This is a genomic window from Burkholderia sp. Bp9016 (assembly GCF_003857765.1).
Classification (GTDB): Bacteria; Pseudomonadota; Gammaproteobacteria; order Burkholderiales; family Burkholderiaceae; genus Burkholderia.
On record NZ_QTPY01000028.1, the window covers coordinates 37651 to 56133 of the forward strand.

Sequence of the window (18483 nt, forward strand, 5' to 3'; positions counted from 1 at the left end):
CGCGCTCGGTTACGTATAAAGCGACGCCTGCGGCAATTCCCCCGTCAGCGCAAACCGGCCGACATCGCGCAACCGATAGTCGAGCGGATCGTGCAGCGTATGCGTGCGGGCATTCCGCCAGAAGCGGTCGAGGCCGAGCGTCGCGGCCGTCGCGCGTGCGCCGCACGCATCGAACAACGCCTCGCCGTTCTCGAGCGCCGCGCGTTGCGCGACGATCTTCGCTTCCGACACGGCGAGCGCCGCTTCCGCGCGTTCGTCGGCCGTCAACGCGTGCCGGCGCGTCCACGCGCGCTGCAGTTCGGCGGCCGCGCGATCGGCCAGCGACGCGGCGGCAACGGCCCGCACGCGCATGTCGCCGAAGCGCTGCAGCGTATACGGATCGTCGCTCGCCTGTGCGACGCCCGAATGTATCCACGGCCTGCCCTGCTGGCGCACGTAGTCGCGCGCCTCGGCGAGCGCGCCTTCCGCGAGCCCGACGAACAGGTTCGTCAGCACGAGCTGCGACACCAGCGTGCGCAGCGTCGCGCGCGGCGTCGGCGGCGCTTCGGAGCGATGCAGCACTTCGTCCGGCGCGAGCGTCACGCCGTCGAAGCGTACGCTGCCGCTGTCGGTCTGGCGCTGGCCGATCGGATCCCAGTCTTCGTTGACGGTGATCCCGTCGCGATCGGTCGGCACCACGCCGAACACGGAGCGGCCGGTTGCCGGATCGTGCGCGGACACCGTCATCCGCTGCGAACCGCGGGTGCCGGAGCAGAAGCCCTTCACGCCGTCGAGCCGGTAGCCGCCGTCCGGCGTCGCGGTAGCGACGAGACGCGTGTCGAGCGGATTGACCGCATTGCCCCACCACCAGCGATGCTCGACCGTGCCGCGCAGATAGCGTTCGCGCTGTGCGGCGCTGCCCCACACGTCGACGCTCACCACTTGCAGGACCTGGAACCCGACCAGATGCGCAAGCGCGCTGTCGACGCGCGCGATTCGCCGGATCGTGTCGTAGATCTCGGGCCACGCGGCTTCCTGTCCGCCGAATTCGCGCGGCACGGCGAGCGTCAGCAGGCCCGCATCGGCGAGCCATTGCTTCTCGTCGGCCGCATGACCGCCCGCGCGATCGCGCGCGGCGGCCGTCACGCGCAGCGCGTCGACGGCACGCGCCAGCGCATCGGCGTCGATGCCGTGCGCCCCGGTATCCGGCGCAAGCGTCGCCGGGCCACGTGGATCGTTCATGTAACGATTTCCTGTTCAATGGTTTCGTGCGCAACGACCGCGCCCGACAACGGCACGAGCGCGTCGAGCCGGCGGCCGGTCAGCCGCGCCAGGATTTCGCGCCGCCAGTCGTCGTAAATCGCGCGGTATTCGGCGATATCCGCGCCGAACACATGCGCAGTATGCGCGTATTCGTCGTGAAGATAGCCGTCGAGCCGCGCCTGCGTTTCCTCGTCGGCGGCGATCACGCGGTCGATCAGCGCATCGCGCTCCACGGCCGGCAGCGCCTTCAGCGTATCGAACCACCACTGGACGATCTGCACGCGATGCCACTCCTCGTCCGGCCGGATACGGTTCTCGCCGTGCTCGCGCATCGCGCCGTCGGCGATGCGGCCGGTCTTGCGCTGGATCCACAGCTTCGCGAGGATGTGCAGCTCGTAATGCCATTCGAACGCGAGGAAGCCGGCCACGTCGCGCACCGCGATATCGCCGATGCGCTCCCAGTGCGCGGCGACGAGCTGCTCGACTTCCGGCAGCGGATCGCGGCCCGTCAGTTCGGTCACGCGCTCGCGGCCGATCACCGCGTGCGCGCCGTCGTCGCCGAGCTGGCGCGACAGGATCAGCTGGAAATGCGGATCGTCGCGAAACAGCGTGTCGATCGCTTTCGCGACGACCTGCACGATGAACAGGTCGTGCGACGCCATCTTCGTGTAGTAGTCGGCGACGGCAGCGAGTTCGTCGTCGTTGCGCGGCTCGCGCGGCGGCGTGGCGAGCTTGTCCGGAAAGCCGGGACGATGGCGTCGCGCGACCTCCAGAAACAGCGCTTCCTCGAATTGTCCGTTCCACTCGCGCGGCGCGCCGATGGGCAAGGTCATGGGTATCGTTCTCTCAGGGTCGTCGATGAAAAGAGCCGGCGCTCGTGGCGCCGCTCAGGTACGCCGGGTCACGTGTCGGACCAGGCGGTCGCCGGTGATTTGCACGGCGGAAACGAGGGCGATCAGGATCACGATCACGGTCGCCATGACGGTGGTGTCGAAACGCTGGTAGCCGTAGCGGATCGCAAGATCGCCGAGCCCGCCCGCGCCGACGGCGCCCGCCATCGCGGTCGAGCCGATCAGCGCGACGACGGTGATCGTGAAGCCGCCGAGCATGCCGGGCAGCGCTTCGGGCAGCAGCACGTGCCACACGATATGGCGGCGCTTCGCACCCATCGCGAGCGCGGCCTCGATCAGCCCGCGATCGACTTCGCGCAGGCTCACTTCGGCGATCCGCGCGAAGAACGGAATCGCGGCGATCGACAGCGGCACGACGGCCGCCCAGACGCCGATGGTCGTGCCGATCAGCACGCGCGTGAACGGCAGCAGCGCGACGAGCAGGATGATGAACGGCGTCGAGCGGAACACGTTGACGAGCGCGCCGAGCACCGCGTTCACGCCGCGTCGCTCGTAGATGCCGCCGGGCGCGGTCGTCACGAGGATCACCGCGAGCGGGATGCCGATCAGCGCGGCGATCGCGGCCGATGCGGCGACCATCGACAGTGTGTCGCGAATCGCGTCGAGCAGTTCGGGCCACCAGAGATCAAACATAGCCGAGCACCTCCGCGTGATTCGCGTGGCGACGCGCCCGTTCGAGCAACGCGGCGACCGCGCCGCCACGTGCCGACGACGGGCCCGCTTCGTCCATGCGCGGCGATGCCGCGATCACGAGACGCCCCTGCGCATGCCCCTGGATGCGTTCGATCCCGCCGTGCAGGAAATGTAACGAGCCGCCGAGCGCCACCGCGAGCGCGCCGACGTCCGGCTCGCCGCCGCTTTCGCCCGTATACCGGAGGTCGAGCACGACCTGCGCGCCGTCGGGAAGCGCGGCCAGCCCGGACAATGGCTGCACGCGCGCGGCCAGTTCGGCCGGCAGGTCATGCACGAGCGTACTGAGCAGCGCGCGCGTCGCGCCATGTTGCGGCGCGCCGAACACGCGCCACACGGGGCCGGTTTCGACGACCTCGCCCTGTTCGATCACCGCGACGGTGTCGCACACCGCACGGATCACTTCCATCTCGTGCGTGATCAGCACGATCGTCAGACCGAGCCGGCGATTGATGTCGGCGAGCAATGCGAGGATCGACTGCGTCGTCTCGGGATCGAGCGCCGACGTCGCCTCGTCGCACAGCAGCACCTCCGGATCGTGCACCAGCGCCCGCGCGATGCCGACGCGCTGCTTCTGGCCGCCCGACAGGCTCGCCGGATACGCGTCGCGCTTCGCGGCGAGCCCGACGAGTTCGAGCAAGGCATCGACCTTGCGCACGCGCTCGGCCTTCGGCACGCCGGCGATCTTCAGCGGCAGCGCGACGTTCTCGAATACCGTCTTCGCCGACAGCAGGTTGAAATGCTGGAACACCATCCCGGTGCGGCGGCGCAGCGCGACGAGCCCGTCCTCGTCGAGCCCGCCGACGTCGACGCCCTGCACCCGCACGCTGCCCGAGCTCGGGCGCTCGAGCCCGTTCACGAGCCGCAGCAGCGTCGACTTGCCTGCGCCGCTGCGGCCGATGATGCCGAACACCTCGCCGCGCCGCACGTCGAGCGTCACGTCGCGCAGCGCGGCGGCCTGGCCGCGCGGCGTCGCGAACACCTTGCCGACATGTGCGAGCGACACGGCCGCGCCGCCGGCCGGCGCAACCGCCTCGTCATGGGCAGCCAGCCCCGCGGTGGCCCGCACGGCCGAGGCCTCGACGAAACCCAGCGTATCGAACAATTGCGTCATTGCTTCGCTCCGTCACGTTCATGCATGCGCGGGATGCGCAGCGGAATGGGCGGCGTCACGCGCGCGGGCCGGCCGGTGCTGCGCACCGGTGTGCCACGCAGGCAGTCGCGCGCCGCCGCCGAACAGCTTCTCGCGCAGCGTCGGCGCGGGGTCGTAGTCTTCCTTGTAGACGCCGCGGTTCTGCAGCTCGGGCACGACCCAGTCGACGAAATCCTCGAACGACTCGGGCATCACGGTGCGCGTCAGGTTGAAGCCGTCGATGCCGGTCTCGTCGATCCACGACTGCAGTTCGTCCGCGACCTGCGAGGGCGAACCGACGATCGGCGCATAGCGGCCGCCGAGCGACATCTGTTCGAGCATCCGGCGCACGGTCCAGGTGCCGGTCGTGCTCTTGCGCGAGATCGCGTCGACGGCCGACTGGATCGAATCGGTCTTCACGTACGAGATCGGCTCGTCGAGGCCGTACTTCGCGAAGTCGATGCCGGTCGAGCTCGCGAAATGCGCAAGGCCGGCTTCCGGGCTCGCGTAGCGCCGGTATTCGTCGAACTTCTCGCGGGCGAGCAATTCGGTCCCGGCCGTCACGACGCTCACGCCGGCAAAGATCTTGATCGACGCCGGATCGCGGCCCTGCCGCGCGGCAGCCGCGCGAATGTCGAGCGCGGCCGCACGCGCGGCGGCCTTGCTCTGGCCGTTCACGAACACGCACTCCGCGTGCCGCCCCGCGAACTGGACGCCGCGCGCCGACGAACCGGCCTGGTACAGCACCGGCGTGCGCTGCGGCGACGGCTCGCTCAGATGAATCGCATCGACCGAATAGAACGGCCCGTCGTGCTTCACGCGCCGTACCTTGGCCGGCTGCGCGAACACGCGTGCGTGCGCGTCGCGGATCACCGCGTCGTCGTCCCAGCTCTGCTCCCACAGCTTGTAGACGACGTCCATGTAATCGTCCGCGCGCTCGTAGCGGTCGTCGTGGCCGATCTGTTGCGCGAGGCCCATCCCGCGCGCGGCGCTGTCGAGATAGCCGGTCACGATGTTCCATCCCACGCGCCCCTTGGTCAGGTGATCGAGCGTCGACATCCGGCGCGCGAACAGATACGGCGGCTCGTAGGTCAGGTTCGCGGTCACGCCGAAGCCGAGATGCCGCGTGACTTGCGCCATCGCCGGCACGAGCAGCAGCGGATCGTTGACGGGCACCTGCACCGATTCGCGCAGCGCGGCGTCGGGGCCGCCGCCGAACACGTCGTACACGCCGACGATGTCCGCGAGAAAGATCCCGTCGAACTTGCCGCGTTCGAGCGTCTTCGCGAGATCGGCCCAGTAGTCGAGATCGGTGTAGTGCGCGGAGCGGTCGCGCGGATGGGTCCACAGCCCGTGGTTGATGTGCCCGACGCAGTTCATGTTGAACGCGTTGAGCAGGATCTTCTTGCGGTTCGCCGTCGTCATGTTCGCCTCCGTCACCACGCGATCGCGTACAGCGAGCCGAACGCGTTGTCTAGCGCACGGCGCACCGCCGGCGAATGCTGGTAGATCGCGATGAACTTGCGGATGCGCGGATCGTTCACGCTGTCGGGACGCACGACCCACTGGATCGCGAAGTTCTTGTTCTCGGTGCCGTCGAACAGCAGCGCGCTGTTCGGGTCGGTCGTGCCGGCGAGCTTGATGAAGCTCGGGTAGCCCTGCGCGAGATCGACGTCGTCGAGCGAGCGTGCGAGCTGCGACGCTTCGAGCGGAATGATCTTCAGGTGCTTCGGATTCGACACGATGTCGTGCGTGGTCGCGCGGTAGTCGGCGCCCGGCTTCAGCGTGATGAGGCCCGCGCGCTGCAGCAGCAACAGCCCGCGCCCGCCGTTGACCGGATCGTTCGCGATCGCGACGCGCGCGCCGTCCTTCAGCTCGGCGAAGCTTTTCACCTTCTTCGAATAGAGGCCGATCTTCATGATCGTGCCGGGCGCGATCGACACGAAGTCGTAGCCGCCCTGTTTCTTGGCGTTCTCGAGAAACGGGATGTGCTGGAAGTAGTTGACGTCGATGTCCTTGTTCGCGAGCGCCGCGTTCGGCGTATTCCAGTCGGTGAATTCGATGATCTTCACGTCGAGCCCCTGCGCCTTCGCCTCCTTCGCGGCAACCTTCAGCGCTTCGATCTGCGGGCTGGTCGAGATGCCGACCTTCAGCGGCGCGGTGTCGGCGCGCGCGCCGCTCGGCAGCGCGAGGCCGAGCGACACCGCGAGCAGCGCGGCCGCGAACAGGCGGGCCGGCCGGATCAGCCGCGCGATGCGGCCGGAGGAAAAGCGGGCGGGAAACACGGGATGCAGCATGGGAACCACTCTCCTGTCCAAAGACGGTGTCGACGGATGAGCGACGCCGCGGCGAACGCGCGGGCGTTCTCCGGACAGTCGTCGTCGCGTCGGAAAAGGATCAGCCGATGATAGAGAGCGGCGGGAAGGTGGTCTACGAAGCGATTGTGCGAAGAAAATCGCGCGCGGCGATATGGCGCGCAAATCAGGACGCGATCAGGGCGCAAGCAAGCCCCCGGCCGGCGCCAGGCCGAAATCTCGGCCTGGGCGCCGGGCCGATTCCGAGATCTCGGCCAGCCCGCTGCGCCCGGCCTTTCGGCAGACAAAATAAATCCCTTACGAATCAATGAATTGAAAATATTCCGGCAGGCCGGATTTCTGGCACGGGGGTTGCGTAATAGACGGCACACGATGCCGCGAAGCAAAGCAGGCATTCCAACATCAGGAGACACGTCTTGCAGACCTCTATCCATACCCAATCCCATCCGGAGCCGATGTCCGAAGCCGGTCCCGCCGTGCGCGAACGCTTCTGGCCGGAAGGCTGGTGGAAGCTGATGGAAATCCGCATCGGCATCATTCCGCTGCCGGTCTACGTGATCCTGTTCGCGCTGATCGTCGGGTTCGTGGTGACGGGCAAGGTGCCCGGCGAGATCTCGATGGCGATCGCCGTGCTCGCGTTCTTCGGCTTCACGTGCGCGGAACTCGGCAAGCGCCTGCCGCTCCTGCGCAACATCGGCGCGGCCGCGATCTTCGCGACCTTCGTGCCGTCGGCGCTCACGTACTACCACGTGCTGCCGAAGCCGGTGCTGAACCTGACGGTCGAGTTCACGAAGTCGACCAACTTCCTGTACCTGTTCATCGCGTCGATCATCGTCGGCAGCATCCTGAGCATGGACCGGCGCGTGCTGATCCAGGGCTTCGTGAAGATCTTCATCCCGCTCGCGGCCGGTTCGATCGCCGCGGCAATCGTCGGCACGGCCGTCGGCACCGCGCTTGGCCTGGGCGCGCGCCACACGCTGCTGTACATCGTCGTGCCGATCATGGCGGGCGGTGTCGGCGAAGGCGCGATTCCGCTGTCGATCGGCTATTCGGAACTGATGCACCTGCCGCAAGGCGAAATGTTCGCGATGGTGCTGCCGCCGGTGATGCTCGGCAGCCTGACCGCAATCATCCTGTCGGGTGCGCTGGACATGCTCGGCAAGCGCATGCCGCACCTGACCGGCAACGGCCGCCTGCAGGTCGGCGAAAGCGGCGACATGACGCCGGAAAGCGAAGAAATCCGCGGCCATGTCGACGTCACGCACATCGCGGGCGCCGGCATCACCGCCATCACGCTGTACCTCGTCGGCCTGATGGCGCACAAGCTGTTCGGCCTGCCCGCGCCGGTCGCGATGCTGTTCCTCGCGGTGCTGGTAAAGCTCGCGCGCGCGGTGTCGCCGCCGCTGCAGGAAGGCGCGTTCGTCGTCTACAAGTTCTTCTCGACCGCCGTCACGTATCCGCTGCTGTTCGCGATCGGCGTGGCGATGACGCCGTGGGACAAGCTGACCGCCGCATTCACCGTCGTCAACGTCGTGACGATCGTGTCGACCGTCGCGACGCTGATGGGCACCGGTTTCGTGGTCGGCCGCCTGCTGAAGATGTACCCTATCGACACCGCAATCGTGAACGCCTGCCACAGCGGGCAAGGCGGCACCGGCGACGTCGCGATCCTGACCGCCGCGAACCGGATGCAGCTGATGCCGTTCGCGCAGATCGCCACCCGCATCGGCGGTGCGATCGTCGTCACGGTGACGCTGATCCTGGTCGCGCACTTCGGATGATGCGCGGCCGCGCGCACCGTCGCGCAGGCTGCCTCGCACGCGCCGCCGCCGGCTCTGCCGGCGCGCGGCGCGCGTCGTTCCGGGCCCGGGCCTGTTCACGCTGACCGCTGACAACAGGCCCCGGCGGCGGGCTTCGATGAGGACGAACGTGCAGAAGAGCTTCAAGGGAATCCCGTGGTGGGGCTGGGCGTCGGCCGCCGTGCTGTATGTCGGCGTGACGGGCGCGGCCGTCGATTTCGCGTGGGAACGCGCGATCGACGCGCTCGAGGAAACAGGCGCGCACCGGCTCGACCTGTATGCGTCGAGCCTGAAGAGCGAACTCGGCCGCTTCGAGATCCTGCCGGGCCTCGTCGCGCGCCAGGACAGCGTGCGCGCGATGCTGAAGGCCGCGCCGCACGACGCGCTCCCGCTCGTGCACACCGTCGACACCTACCTCGAAGCCGTGAACCGCGACGCGGGCAGCGGCGCGGTCGACGTGATCGACCTGCAGGGCGAAGTGATCGCCGCCAGCAACTGGAACGAGACGATCAGCTTCGTCGGCACGAACGTGTCGTACCGGCCGTACTTCAAGGATGCCCTCGCGCACGGCAGCGGCCGCTTCTTCGGGATCGGCACCAATACCGGCGTGCCGGGCGTCTACTTCGCGAGCGCGGTACGCGACGACGGCGTGCCGATCGGCGTGGCCGCGGTGAAGATCAGCGTCGACCCGCTCGAATCCGCGTGGCGCGCGCCGGGCGTCGCCGCGATGGTGGTCGACAGCAACGGCGTGGTCGTGATCTCGACCGAACCGGCGTGGAAATTCACCGCGTTGCGCCCGATCACCGCGCAGCAGCAGCGCGACATCCAGGCGTCGCGCCAGTACGCGGGCCGCACGGTCGACGCGCTGCCGTACCGCCGCATCGGCGATCGCAGCGCGGCCGCGTGGTTCGGCACGTTTCCCGACCCGCACCACGCCGGCCGCAACACGCGCTATCTCGTGATGTCGCGCCCCGCGCCGCAGGCCGGCGATTCGCTGATGGTGTTGCTCGATATCGCCGGTGCGCGCCGCCAGCAGCAGACCGCGTTCGTGTTCGTCACCGGCGCGTTCCTGATCGCCGCGCTGCTCGCCGGCTACGCGATCCAGCGGCGCCGGGCGATCGCCGCGCGGCTGAGCGTGCAGGATGCGCTGCGCCGCGCGAACGACCGGCTGGAGCTGACGGTGGCGCAGCGCACGGCCGCGCTGACGGCCGCGAACGAACGAATGCAGCGCGAGATCGTCGAACGCGAGCGCACCGAACAGCGGCTGCGCGATTCGCAGCAGGAAGTGGTGCACGCCGGCAAGCTCGCCGTGCTCGGGCAGATGGCCGCCGGCCTCACGCACGAGCTGAACCAGCCGCTCGTCGCGATCCGCACGCTGTGCGACAACGCGCGCACGTTCTTCGAGCGCGGCCAGCCGGCGCCGGCCTACGCCAATCTCGAACGGATCGGCAAGCTCGTCGACAGCATGGCCGTGCTCACCGGCGAGCTCAAGACCTTCGCGCGCAAGCCCGACGTCGAGCGCGTCGCCGTGTCGCTGAGCGAGGCCGTCGCGCATGCGCGGCTCATCTACGACGCGCGGATCCGCGACGAAGGCGTGCAGCTCGACGTGAACATCGCGCCCGGCACGGCCGTGTCCGCCGAATCGAGCCAGCTGCAGCAGGTGATCGTGAACCTGCTCGGCAACGCGCTCGACGCGGTGCACGACGCGCCGGTCCGCCGCATCGTCATCGACGCCGCCGGGCCGGACGACGAAGGCCGCGTGCGCGTCACGGTCGCCGACAGCGGCGCGGGCATCGCGCCCGAGGTGCTGCCGCACCTGTTCGAGCCGTTCGTCACCACCAAGCCGCGCGGCCAGGGCCTCGGACTCGGCCTCGCAATCACGTCGCGCATCGTCGAGGCGTTCGGCGCGAAGATCGCCGCGACGAACCGCGACGAAGGCGGCGCGCAGTTCACCATCGAATTCGCGGCGGCAACGCCGCAACAAAGGACAGAGCATGGAAGATGAGATTCGGGTGCTGGTCGTCGAGGACGATGAAAACGTCCGGATCGGCGTCGAGCAGGCGGTCGAGCTCGCCGGGTTCCCGGTCGACGCCTTCGCTTCGGCGGCCGACGCGCTCGCGCACGTCGCACCCGGCGCCCCCGTCGTGATCGTGTCGGACGTGCGGATGCCGGGCATCGACGGGCTGCAGCTGCTCGAACGCGTGATGGCCGTCGACGCGCAGATTCCGGTCGTGCTGATCAGCGGCCACGCCGACATTTCGACGGCCGTCGGCGCGATGCAGGACGGCGCGTACGACTTCATCGAGAAGCCGTTTTCGTCGGACGTGATCGCCGGGCGCGTCGCGCGCGCGGTCGAGAAGCGGCGCCTCACGCTCGAGGTGCAGGGCTTGCGCGCGGCGCTGAACAACTGGCACGGCATCGAGGCGTTCGTGCTCGGCAAGTCGCCCGCGATGGCCGACGTGCGCAAGAAAATCCTGCGCCTCGCCGATACGTCCGTGTCGGTGCTGATCACCGGCGAAACGGGCACCGGCAAGGAGCTGATCGCGCGCAGCCTGCACGACTTCGGCGGGCGGCGCGATGCGCATTTCGTCGCGCTGAACTGCGGCGGCCTGCCCGAGCAGATCTTCGAGAGCGAGCTGTTCGGGCATGAAGCCGGCGCGTTCACCGGCGCGATCAAGAAGCGCATCGGCAAGATCGAATGGGCGCACGGCGGCACGCTGTTCCTCGACGAGATCGAGACGATGCCGATTCCATTGCAGATCAAGATGCTGCGCGTGCTGCAGGAGCGCGTGATCGAGCGGCTCGGCGCGAACGAGCTGATTCCGGTCGACTGCCGCGTGATCGCCGCGTCGAAGGCCGATCTCGCGGAACTCGCGACCGACGGACGCTTCCGCGCGGACTTGCTGTATCGCCTGAACGTCGCGCAGATCGAGCTGCCGCCGCTGCGCGAGCGGCGCGAGGACGTGCCGCTGCTGTTCGAGCATTTCGTACTCGCGGCCGCTCGGCGCTTCGGGCAGCCGGCACCGGTCGTCACGGCTGCGCAGGTGTCCGAACTGATGACGCATGCATGGCCCGGCAACGTGCGCGAACTGCAGAACGTCGCGGACCGCTTCGTGCTCGGCCTGACCGGCGACAGCCTGCTGTCCTCCGGCGGCACGGCCACGGCCGGCGGCACGCTCGCCGAACAACTCGCATATTTCGAGCGGATGCTGATCGAGGACATGCTGCGGCGTCACAACGGCAACGTTGCGGACGCAAGCGATGCGCTCGGCATGCCGAAGAAAACGCTTTATCACAAGCTGCGCAACCTGCGGATTCCCGCGCGCGGCGACGCGGCGGCCGACGGCGGCGAATGACGCGAACGAGGATACGCACAACAGCATGGATCGCATCGATATCGCCGCCCACGGCAGCGTCACGGGCCAGCCCCGCGGCCACCTGATCCGCGGCGTCACCCGCGCAAAGAAAACCTTCCGTCCGAGCGACTGGCCCGAACGGCTCGCGGGCGTCATCACGCTGTTCGTCGGCGAGCGGCGGCCCGGCTATCCGTGCGCGCTGTCGCGGCTCGCGATGCCGGTCGTCAACGGCGGCGTCAAATGCCTGTTCGTGTCGGACGAATTGCGCGACGTGTGCGCCGATGCATTCGACTTCGCGATGCAGTTCGCCGCCGACAACGACCTTCCCGTCGAACTTCAGGCCGCGCCCGCGCCGGCGGCGCGCTGACGCACGGGCCGCGTCCAGCGGCCTTTTTTCCGCTCGTTTCCCGCTGCGATGCGCGCGTGCGCAGGCGCCCGCAAATGCTTTCGATTCCCAAACAAACCGTCAGACGATTGAAGGATTCGGCATGGCGACCACGCTGCGACAAGGGTTTTCGGCCGAACCATCAATAAAATTGATCGTCACGATGAAAATTATGCATTTTCCTTGCAGCTCGCCATGATGCATAGTTGCGTCGAGTTGACGCACCTTTGAGTCTTTTAGTCATGAACATGCGAATCGAGCCGTCCGTGCTCGCGAACCCCGACCTGCAATTTGCGACGCTTTCGTCGGGTATCAGCCTGCCGTATGTCGAGCGGGGCAGCGGCGCGCCGATGGTCTTCGTACATGGATCGTTGTGCGACTACCGTTACTGGGATCCGCAACTCGCATCGCTGTCGTCCCACTACCGCTGCATCGCGCCGAGCCTCAGCCACTACTGGCCGGCCGTCGAAGCAGGCATTCAGGACGACTTCAGCTGGCAGAACCACGTCGACGAGCTCGCCGAATTCATCGACGCGCTCGATCTCGGCCCCGTGCATCTCGTCGGCCACTCGCGTGGCGGCAGTGTCGCGTTCAACGTCGCGCGCCAGCATCCGCATCTCGTCGACACGCTCACGCTCGCCGATCCGGGCGGCCCGCTGCAACAGCCGGGCGTGCGCGAAGCCGTGCTGCCGGCCGCCGCGATCGCGCTGCGCACGCAGGCCGTGAACCTGATCGATCAAGGCGAAACCGAAGCCGGCCTCGAGATGTTCGTCGATTCGGTAAGCCTGCCCGGCGCATGGAAGAAGAGCACGTCGCGCTTCCGCACGATGGCGATCGACAACGCAAGCACGCTGCCGAAGCAGCTGCGCGATCCGCTGCCCGCGTATTCGCAGCACACGGCCGGCGACATCGCATGCCGCACGCTGCTGATCGACGGCCAGCGCAGCCCGAAGATGTTCCGCAACAACGTCGAGACGCTGTCGCAATGGATCGGCGACGCGCAACGCCAGACCGTCGCCGGTGCGTCGCACGGCATGAACGCGGCGAGCCCGACGGTGTTCAACCGTTACGTGCACGAGTTCGTCGCGGCGTAATTTCACGGGCGGCGTTCGTTCCGCCCGATCTTCCCCGGTCCATTTCCCCGACGATGCGGGCGCCTGCCCGCATCGAGCCGCCCGGCTACGCAGCCGACTCCGCGTTGCGCGTGACCGCATCCGGCAACCCGAACACGCAATCGAACGACCAGTTGTACACGAACGTGAAGATCGGGAAGAACACGATCAGCACCGCGTCGAACAGGAACGCCTGCCACAGCGACACATCGAGCCGCCACGCGATCAGCGGGATCAGGAACGTCACGAGCACGACCTGGAACCCGACCGCGTGCAGCACGCGCCGTCCCACGGTGCGCGTCGTCGCCGCACGCCGCCGCTCCCACGCCTCGAATGCGAGGTTGTAGAGGAAATTGACGGTCACGCCCGTCGTCGAGATCATCACGCCCAGCAGGCCGCTCGTTTCGGCGTTCGCGCCGCTCAGCATGCCCAGCACCGTCGATGCGATCAGGATGCCGAGCACCTCGAACATCACGACGTAAACTACGCGTCTCTTCCAGCCTTGCATGAGCATCCCCCTTCGAATCGAACAAGGGGGCGAGACTAGCAGCGGGTACCCTGTCCGCCAAAGTCAGGTCCTTTCAATTTTTCTGACAGGAGGCAACGCATGCTGACCAGCGACCACATCGACATGCTGCTGACCGTCATCGACCAAGGCTCGTTCTCGGCGGCCGCGCGTGCACTCGGCCGCACGCCGTCGGCGGTCAGCATGGCGATCGCGAACCTCGAGGCCGAACTCGATCTCGTGCTGTTCGACCGCGGCACGCGCGAACCGACGCCGACCGCTGCAATGGTCGCGCTGTTGCCCGACGCACGCTCGATCGCCGAACGGCTGCACGCGCTGCGCGCGCATGCGCAGCACCTGTCCGAAGGCGTCGAGGACACGCTGCGGCTCGGCCTCGCGGCCGAGATCGACGGCGCCCCCGTCGCCCGCGCGCTAACGGCCGTCGCCGCGAAGTATCCGGCGCTCGCGATCAGCGTCGTCACCGCGCCGCAGGACGCGATCGTCGATGCGCTGCATCGTGGCGCCGTCGATCTGTGCGTCGCGTACGGCGGCCTCGACCTGCATCCGCAGGAACAGATTCACGCGCTGTGGACCGAGACGCTGATCGCGGTCGCCGCGCCCGACCATCCTGCGATTGCCGATGCCGCGCATCCGGAGGCGATCGAGCGGTTATCCGGGTTTCGGCAGATCGTGATCGCCGATCCGGAACGGCCGTTGACCGACGTGCGGCCGCTGATCGGCAGCCGCACGTGGAAGGTGACCGACATGGCGACCGCGATCGCGCTCGTGAAAGCCGGTCATGGCTGGGCGAATTTGCCGGAATCGGTCATTGGCCGGTATGCGGTCGATGGGGAACTGGCGCCTCTCGTGTTCGCGAACATCCGTAACGGGTTGCCGCTGCCCGTGTATTTGCGGCGGCCGAAACATACAGGGCTCGGCAAGGCGGCGAGCGAACTGGTGCGGGCCCTGCGGGCCGGACGCGCCGAGGACCGAGCGCTGCCGGCGGCGACAGCACTCGTCAACGCGTGCGCTTCGCCACGCGCGGCCGTTTCCCGGTCGGGCTCCGCCCCGTAGCCGCCCCCGCGAACATCGTCATGTCGTGCAGCAGGCAATTCAGCAGCGTATCAGCCGCAACGCCGAGCGGCCGCCCCACCTTCACGAGCAGGCGCGCTTTCGCGGAATCGAACAATGGATGCGCGATCGGCAGCGCGACGAGTTCGCCGCTCTCGAGTTCGCGATATGCCGCGAATGCGCCGATCAACGTAATTCCGTCGTGGCGCTTCACGAAATGGCGCAATACCGCGAGGGAGTTGGTCGTCAGCGTCGGACGGATCGGCAGGTTCTCGGTATAGGCGAGCATCTGCGCGACCTGGCCGAGGCCGAACGCCGGCGGCATCAGCGCGAGCGGATATTCGCCAAGTTCGTGCGCGCGCACCGCGCCGCCACGCACCGCGAGCGGATGGCCGGCATGAACGAGCGCCACCACCGGCTGCGACGACGTGGCGAGATACTCGATCTCCGGATGGGCTGGCGGGTTGTAGGCGAGCCCGATGTGCGCGCGGCTCTCCGCCACTTCCTGCAGCACGTTGTTGACCGGGAGGACGTCGACGATCACGTCGAGCTTCGGATAACGCATGCAGAAATCGGTCAGCACCTCGTCCATCAGCACATCGACATAACCCTCGCTGGTGACGATGCGCACCTGGCCGGATTGCAGCCGCCGCAACGCCTGCAGGCGCTCCTCGAACAATTCCTGCTGCGAGCGGCACCCGCGCCAGTACTCGAGCAGATGCGCGGCCGCCTCGGTCGGCCGCAGGCCGCGCGCCTGCCGCTCGAACAGCTTGACGCCGACCTCCTCCTCGAGCAGCCGGATCTGCCGCGTGATCACGGACGGCGCGGTATTGATGCTGTCGGCCGCGCCGCGGATGGAGCCGTGAGTCAGCACCTCGTGGAAGTAGCGCAAGCGGCGCTGGTTGAGTTCGCGCATGGAGTATCCCGGTTCGCCCGATCGTTGCCTGTTGAGCAACATTAGATCACTTAAGTTGCTCTTGCTCTGCTTTTTCGGCTCTCCGACGATGCGGCAATCGGAACCCATTCCGCAAGACGCTCACGCCACTGGAGAGAGACATGTCCGCCGTCCCATCCTCCCGCCTTTCGGTCGCGCATGACAGCGCGCCGGTGCAGGCGCTGTACCGCAAACTGAACTGGCGCCTGCTGCCGCTGCTATTGCTCTGCTATACGTTCGCGTATCTGGATCGCGTCAACATCGGCTTCGCGAAACTCCACATGCAAAGCGCGCTCGGCCTCTCCGACGCGGCCTACGGCCTCGGCGCGGGCATTTTCTTCCTCGGCTACGTGCTGTTCGAGATTCCGAGCAACCTGATGCTGCCCCGGATCGGCGCGCGCAAGACCATCAGCCGGATCATGGTGCTGTGGGGGCTGACGTCCGCCGCGATGATGTTCGTGCACGACACCACGTCGTTCTACTTGCTGCGCTTTCTGCTCGGTGTGTTCGAGGCCGGCTTCGCGCCGGGCATGATTTTCTACCTGACCTACTGGTACGGCCCGCGCCGCATGGCCGGCGTAATGGCCGTCGTGATGCTGGCCGGGCCGGTCGGCGGCATCGTCGGCTCGCCGTTGTCGACCTGGCTGATGACGGCCCTCGATGGCGCACACGGACTGGCCGGCTGGCAGTGGATGTTCGTCGCGGAAGGTTTGCCGTGTGCCGTGCTCGGCCTGCTGGTACTGAAGGTACTGGCCGATCGCCCGGACGATGCGGCGTGGCTGAGCGACCGCGAGAAAAGCCTGCTCGCTACCGAACTACAGGTGCCCGCGGCCGGCCACCACGCGTTCGGGCAGGCCGCGCGCGACCCGCGCGTCTACCTGCTGGCCTTCGCGTACTTCACGATGATCTGCGGAATCTATGCGGTCAGCTTCTGGCTGCCGTCGATTCTCAAGGCCAACGGTGTGACCGACACGATGCAGATCGGCTTCTATTCGATGATTCCGTATATCGGCGCCGCGTGCGCGATGCTCGTCATCGGCCGGCACTCCGACCGTCGCGGCGAGCGCCGGTTGCACAGCGCGGTGTCGGCGATCGTCGGTGCCGCCGCGCTGGCCGCCGCGACCTGGGCCGGCGGCAATCTCGCGGTATCGCTCGCCTGCATGACGATCGCAACGGCGCTGTTGTGGGCGGCCTATACCGTGTTCTGGGCCATCCCGTCGCAATACCTGACGGGCAACGCGGCCGCCGGCGGCATCGCGCTCATCAACACGATCGGCCTGCTCGGCGGCTTCCTCAGCCCGACGCTGATCGGCGAGATCCGCACCGCGACCGGCAGCATGCAGGCGGGATTGCTCGTGATCGTCGCGCTGATGATCGCGGGCGCCGTGGCGCTGATCATGAACCGCCTGCCCGCCGCGGCGCGATGACCGATCGCGTCGCGACGGCGCCGTATCGCCCATGGACCACGTACACCGACCTGCTTTACTGGACTCAGCCTCATGACCCGACGCATTCTCGTTGCCGGTTTCCAGCATGAAACCAACACCTTCGCGCCCACCAAGGCCGCCTATGCCAACTTCGAACGCGGCGAAGGGTTTCCCGCGCTGGTGCGCGGCGCCGACGTGCTCGCCCTGCGCGACGTCAACATTCCGGCCGGCGGCTTCATCAACGCAGCCGAGCGGCGCGACTGGCGCTTGGTGCCGGTGATCTGGGCCGGCGCCAGCCCGTCGGCGCACGTCACCGAGGACGCCTTCGAGCGCATCGCCGGCGAGATCGTCGATGCGGCACGACGCGGCGGCTGCGACGCGGTGTATCTCGACCTGCACGGCGCGATGGTCGCCGAGCACACGGACGACGGCGAAGGCACCCTGCTCGACCGCGTCCGCGCCGCGGTCGGCCCGGACGTGCCGGTGGTCGCGTCGCTCGACCTGCACGCGAACGTGACCGACCTGATGCTGAGCCGCGCCGACGCGTTGGTCGCCTTTCGCACGTATCCGCACGTAGACATGGCGGAAACCGGCGAACGCGCGGCCGCGCTGCTCGAATGCCTGCTCGAACGCCGGCTCGCAGGCCGCGGCCCGCTGCGTCGCGCGGCGCGGCGGCTGCCGTTCCTGATCCCGATCAACGGGATGTGCACGCTGCTAGATCCCGCACGCTCGATGTACGCACGCCTCGCGGCACTCGAAACCGGCGGCGTGATGTCGCTGTCGTTCGCGCCGGGCTTTCCGGCTGCGGATTTCCCGGAATGCGGGCCGGTCATCTGGGGCTATGGCGACACCGACGCGGTGGAAGCCGCCGTGCAGACACTGCACGACGCGATGCTGGCCGACGAGGCGAAATGGCAGGTCCCGTTCCTGTCGCCGGACGACGCCGTACGCGAAGCCATGCGGCTTGCCGCGGATGCGAGCAAGCCCGTCGTGATCGCCGACACGCAGGACAACCCCGGCGCGGGTGGCGATTCGAATACGACGGGCCTGCTTCGCGCGTTGCTGCGTCATGGCGCGCGGGACGCGGCGCTCGGCCTGCTGTGGGACCCGGCGGCGGTGGCCGCGGCATGGCACGCAGGTGTCGGCGAAAGCATCGACCTGTCGCTCGGCGGCTCGGGCGTGCCCGGCGACGAACCGCTTCGCGCGCGCTTCGAGGTCGTCGCGCTGTCCGACGGTATCTGCCGCTACGACGGCCCGATGATGAACGGCATGCAGGCCGACGTCGGGCCGGTCGCATGCTTGCGGATCGACGGCGTGCGGATCGTCGTGAGCGCCGGCAAGGCGCAGATGCTCGATCGCAATCTGTATCGGGTGGGCGGCGTCGAGCCGGAGGCGATGAAGATCCTCGTCAACAAGAGCTCGGTGCACTTCCGCGCCGATTTCCAGGACATCGCGCACGCGGTGCTGGTCGCCAAGGCGCCGGGGCCGATGCAGGCCGACCCGGCAGACCTGCCGTGGACCCGACTCGCGCGCGGGATGCGTATGAAGCCGTTGGGGCGCGCGTTCGGCGGCGCGTGATGCGGTGACGCGGCGGCGTGCGGCGG

At 68.0% G+C, this 18483-nt stretch carries 15 protein-coding genes and 1 pseudogene; 8 read left to right on the forward strand and 8 right to left on the reverse strand.

The features are described 5' to 3' along the window. Window positions 1-9: 9 nt before the first annotated feature. The 6 genes from DIE13_RS27265 to DIE13_RS27290 are packed head-to-tail and all read right to left on the reverse strand — an operon-like array spanning window position 10 to window position 6272. Window positions 10-1221 (reverse strand): acyl-CoA dehydrogenase family protein, encoded by a 1212-nt coding sequence (locus tag DIE13_RS27265; protein ID WP_124830175.1) that lies wholly within the window; start codon window positions 1219-1221, stop codon window positions 10-12. Then, window positions 1218-2075 carry a hypothetical protein gene (locus DIE13_RS27270; RefSeq protein WP_124830176.1) on the reverse strand — a complete coding sequence of 286 codons (858 nt, stop codon included), beginning with the start codon at window positions 2073-2075 and terminating at the stop codon, window positions 1218-1220. The genes DIE13_RS27265 and DIE13_RS27270 overlap by 4 nt, the downstream gene beginning before the upstream one ends. A gap of 54 nt (window positions 2076-2129) precedes the next feature. Beyond that, complete coding sequence (locus DIE13_RS27275; protein WP_124830177.1) at window positions 2130-2786, reverse strand: methionine ABC transporter permease; 657 nt, start codon at window positions 2784-2786, stop codon at window positions 2130-2132. Next, the gene (locus DIE13_RS27280; protein WP_124830178.1) at window positions 2779-3957 is read right to left on the reverse strand and encodes a methionine ABC transporter ATP-binding protein; all 1179 of its coding nucleotides are present in this window, start codon (window positions 3955-3957) and stop codon (window positions 2779-2781) included. The genes DIE13_RS27275 and DIE13_RS27280 overlap by 8 nt, the downstream gene beginning before the upstream one ends. A gap of 18 nt (window positions 3958-3975) precedes the next feature. After that, window positions 3976-5400, reverse strand: coding sequence for an LLM class flavin-dependent oxidoreductase (locus DIE13_RS27285; protein ID WP_124830179.1), 1425 nt, complete (start codon window positions 5398-5400; stop codon window positions 3976-3978). A gap of 11 nt (window positions 5401-5411) precedes the next feature. After that, a complete protein-coding gene (locus tag DIE13_RS27290) occupies window positions 5412-6272 on the reverse strand; it encodes a MetQ/NlpA family ABC transporter substrate-binding protein (RefSeq protein ID WP_124830180.1) in 861 nt (286 codons plus the stop codon). A 434-nt stretch (window positions 6273-6706) separates the two neighbouring features. Here DIE13_RS27290 and DIE13_RS27295 point away from each other — a divergent pair, with 434 nt between their 5' ends. From DIE13_RS27295 to DIE13_RS27315, 5 genes are all read left to right on the forward strand, one after another. Further along, window positions 6707-8071, forward strand: coding sequence for a 2-hydroxycarboxylate transporter family protein (locus tag DIE13_RS27295; RefSeq protein WP_124830181.1), 1365 nt, complete (start codon window positions 6707-6709; stop codon window positions 8069-8071). Between the two features lie 136 nt (window positions 8072-8207). Continuing rightward, a complete protein-coding gene (locus DIE13_RS27300; protein ID WP_124830182.1) occupies window positions 8208-10094 on the forward strand; it encodes an ATP-binding protein in 1887 nt (628 codons plus the stop codon). Next, on the forward strand, window positions 10084-11445 hold the full coding sequence (locus tag DIE13_RS27305; protein ID WP_124830183.1) for a sigma-54-dependent transcriptional regulator: 1362 nt from the start codon (window positions 10084-10086) through the stop codon (window positions 11443-11445). Before DIE13_RS27300 ends, DIE13_RS27305 begins: the two co-directional genes overlap by 11 nt. A 25-nt stretch (window positions 11446-11470) precedes the next feature. Continuing rightward, window positions 11471-11812: a DUF3579 domain-containing protein gene (locus DIE13_RS27310; RefSeq protein WP_124830184.1), complete on the forward strand. Its 342-nt coding sequence runs from the start codon at window positions 11471-11473 to the stop codon at window positions 11810-11812. 260 nt (window positions 11813-12072) lie between these two features. Next, window positions 12073-12924 carry an alpha/beta fold hydrolase gene (locus DIE13_RS27315; protein WP_124830185.1) on the forward strand — a complete coding sequence of 284 codons (852 nt, stop codon included), beginning with the start codon at window positions 12073-12075 and terminating at the stop codon, window positions 12922-12924. A gap of 85 nt (window positions 12925-13009) precedes the next feature. Here DIE13_RS27315 and DIE13_RS27320 read toward each other — a convergent pair whose 3' ends face one another. Next, window positions 13010-13450, reverse strand: a complete 441-nt coding sequence (locus DIE13_RS27320; RefSeq protein WP_124830186.1) for a PACE efflux transporter — start codon at window positions 13448-13450, stop codon at window positions 13010-13012. Window positions 13451-13549: 99 nt separating this feature from the next. Here DIE13_RS27320 and DIE13_RS27325 point away from each other — a divergent pair. Further along, window positions 13550-14422: pseudogene (locus DIE13_RS27325) on the forward strand (LysR family transcriptional regulator); the annotation flags it as partial. Window positions 14423-14465: 43 nt separating this feature from the next. Here DIE13_RS27325 and DIE13_RS27330 read toward each other — a convergent pair. Next, on the reverse strand, window positions 14466-15434 hold the full coding sequence (locus tag DIE13_RS27330; protein ID WP_124830187.1) for a LysR family transcriptional regulator: 969 nt from the start codon (window positions 15432-15434) through the stop codon (window positions 14466-14468). A 140-nt stretch (window positions 15435-15574) separates the two neighbouring features. Here DIE13_RS27330 and DIE13_RS27335 point away from each other — a divergent pair, with 140 nt between their 5' ends. Both DIE13_RS27335 and DIE13_RS27340 read left to right on the forward strand, forming a co-directional pair. After that, window positions 15575-16879, forward strand: coding sequence for an MFS transporter (locus DIE13_RS27335; RefSeq protein ID WP_124830188.1), 1305 nt, complete (start codon window positions 15575-15577; stop codon window positions 16877-16879). A gap of 72 nt (window positions 16880-16951) precedes the next feature. Further along, window positions 16952-18457: a M81 family metallopeptidase gene (locus DIE13_RS27340; protein ID WP_124830189.1), complete on the forward strand. Its 1506-nt coding sequence runs from the start codon at window positions 16952-16954 to the stop codon at window positions 18455-18457. Window positions 18458-18483 lie beyond the last annotated feature (26 nt).

Coding starts and splice junctions, on each gene's coding strand:
- DIE13_RS27265 (WP_124830175.1), bottom strand. CDS start 1,221: ATGAACGATCCACGTGGCCCGGCGACGCTTGCGCCGGATACCGGGGCG.
- DIE13_RS27270 (WP_124830176.1), bottom strand. CDS start 2,075: ATGACCTTGCCCATCGGCGCGCCGCGCGAGTGGAACGGACAATTCGAG.
- DIE13_RS27275 (WP_124830177.1), bottom strand. CDS start 2,786: ATGTTTGATCTCTGGTGGCCCGAACTGCTCGACGCGATTCGCGACACA.
- DIE13_RS27280 (WP_124830178.1), bottom strand. CDS start 3,957: ATGACGCAATTGTTCGATACGCTGGGTTTCGTCGAGGCCTCGGCCGTG.
- DIE13_RS27285 (WP_124830179.1), bottom strand. CDS start 5,400: ATGACGACGGCGAACCGCAAGAAGATCCTGCTCAACGCGTTCAACATG.
- DIE13_RS27290 (WP_124830180.1), bottom strand. CDS start 6,272: ATGCTGCATCCCGTGTTTCCCGCCCGCTTTTCCTCCGGCCGCATCGCG.
- DIE13_RS27300 (WP_124830182.1), top strand. CDS start 8,208: ATGAGGACGAACGTGCAGAAGAGCTTCAAGGGAATCCCGTGGTGGGGC.
- DIE13_RS27305 (WP_124830183.1), top strand. CDS start 10,084: ATGGAAGATGAGATTCGGGTGCTGGTCGTCGAGGACGATGAAAACGTC.
- DIE13_RS27310 (WP_124830184.1), top strand. CDS start 11,471: ATGGATCGCATCGATATCGCCGCCCACGGCAGCGTCACGGGCCAGCCC.
- DIE13_RS27315 (WP_124830185.1), top strand. CDS start 12,073: ATGAACATGCGAATCGAGCCGTCCGTGCTCGCGAACCCCGACCTGCAA.
- DIE13_RS27320 (WP_124830186.1), bottom strand. CDS start 13,450: ATGCAAGGCTGGAAGAGACGCGTAGTTTACGTCGTGATGTTCGAGGTG.
- DIE13_RS27330 (WP_124830187.1), bottom strand. CDS start 15,434: ATGCGCGAACTCAACCAGCGCCGCTTGCGCTACTTCCACGAGGTGCTG.
- DIE13_RS27335 (WP_124830188.1), top strand. CDS start 15,575: ATGTCCGCCGTCCCATCCTCCCGCCTTTCGGTCGCGCATGACAGCGCG.
- DIE13_RS27340 (WP_124830189.1), top strand. CDS start 16,952: ATGACCCGACGCATTCTCGTTGCCGGTTTCCAGCATGAAACCAACACC.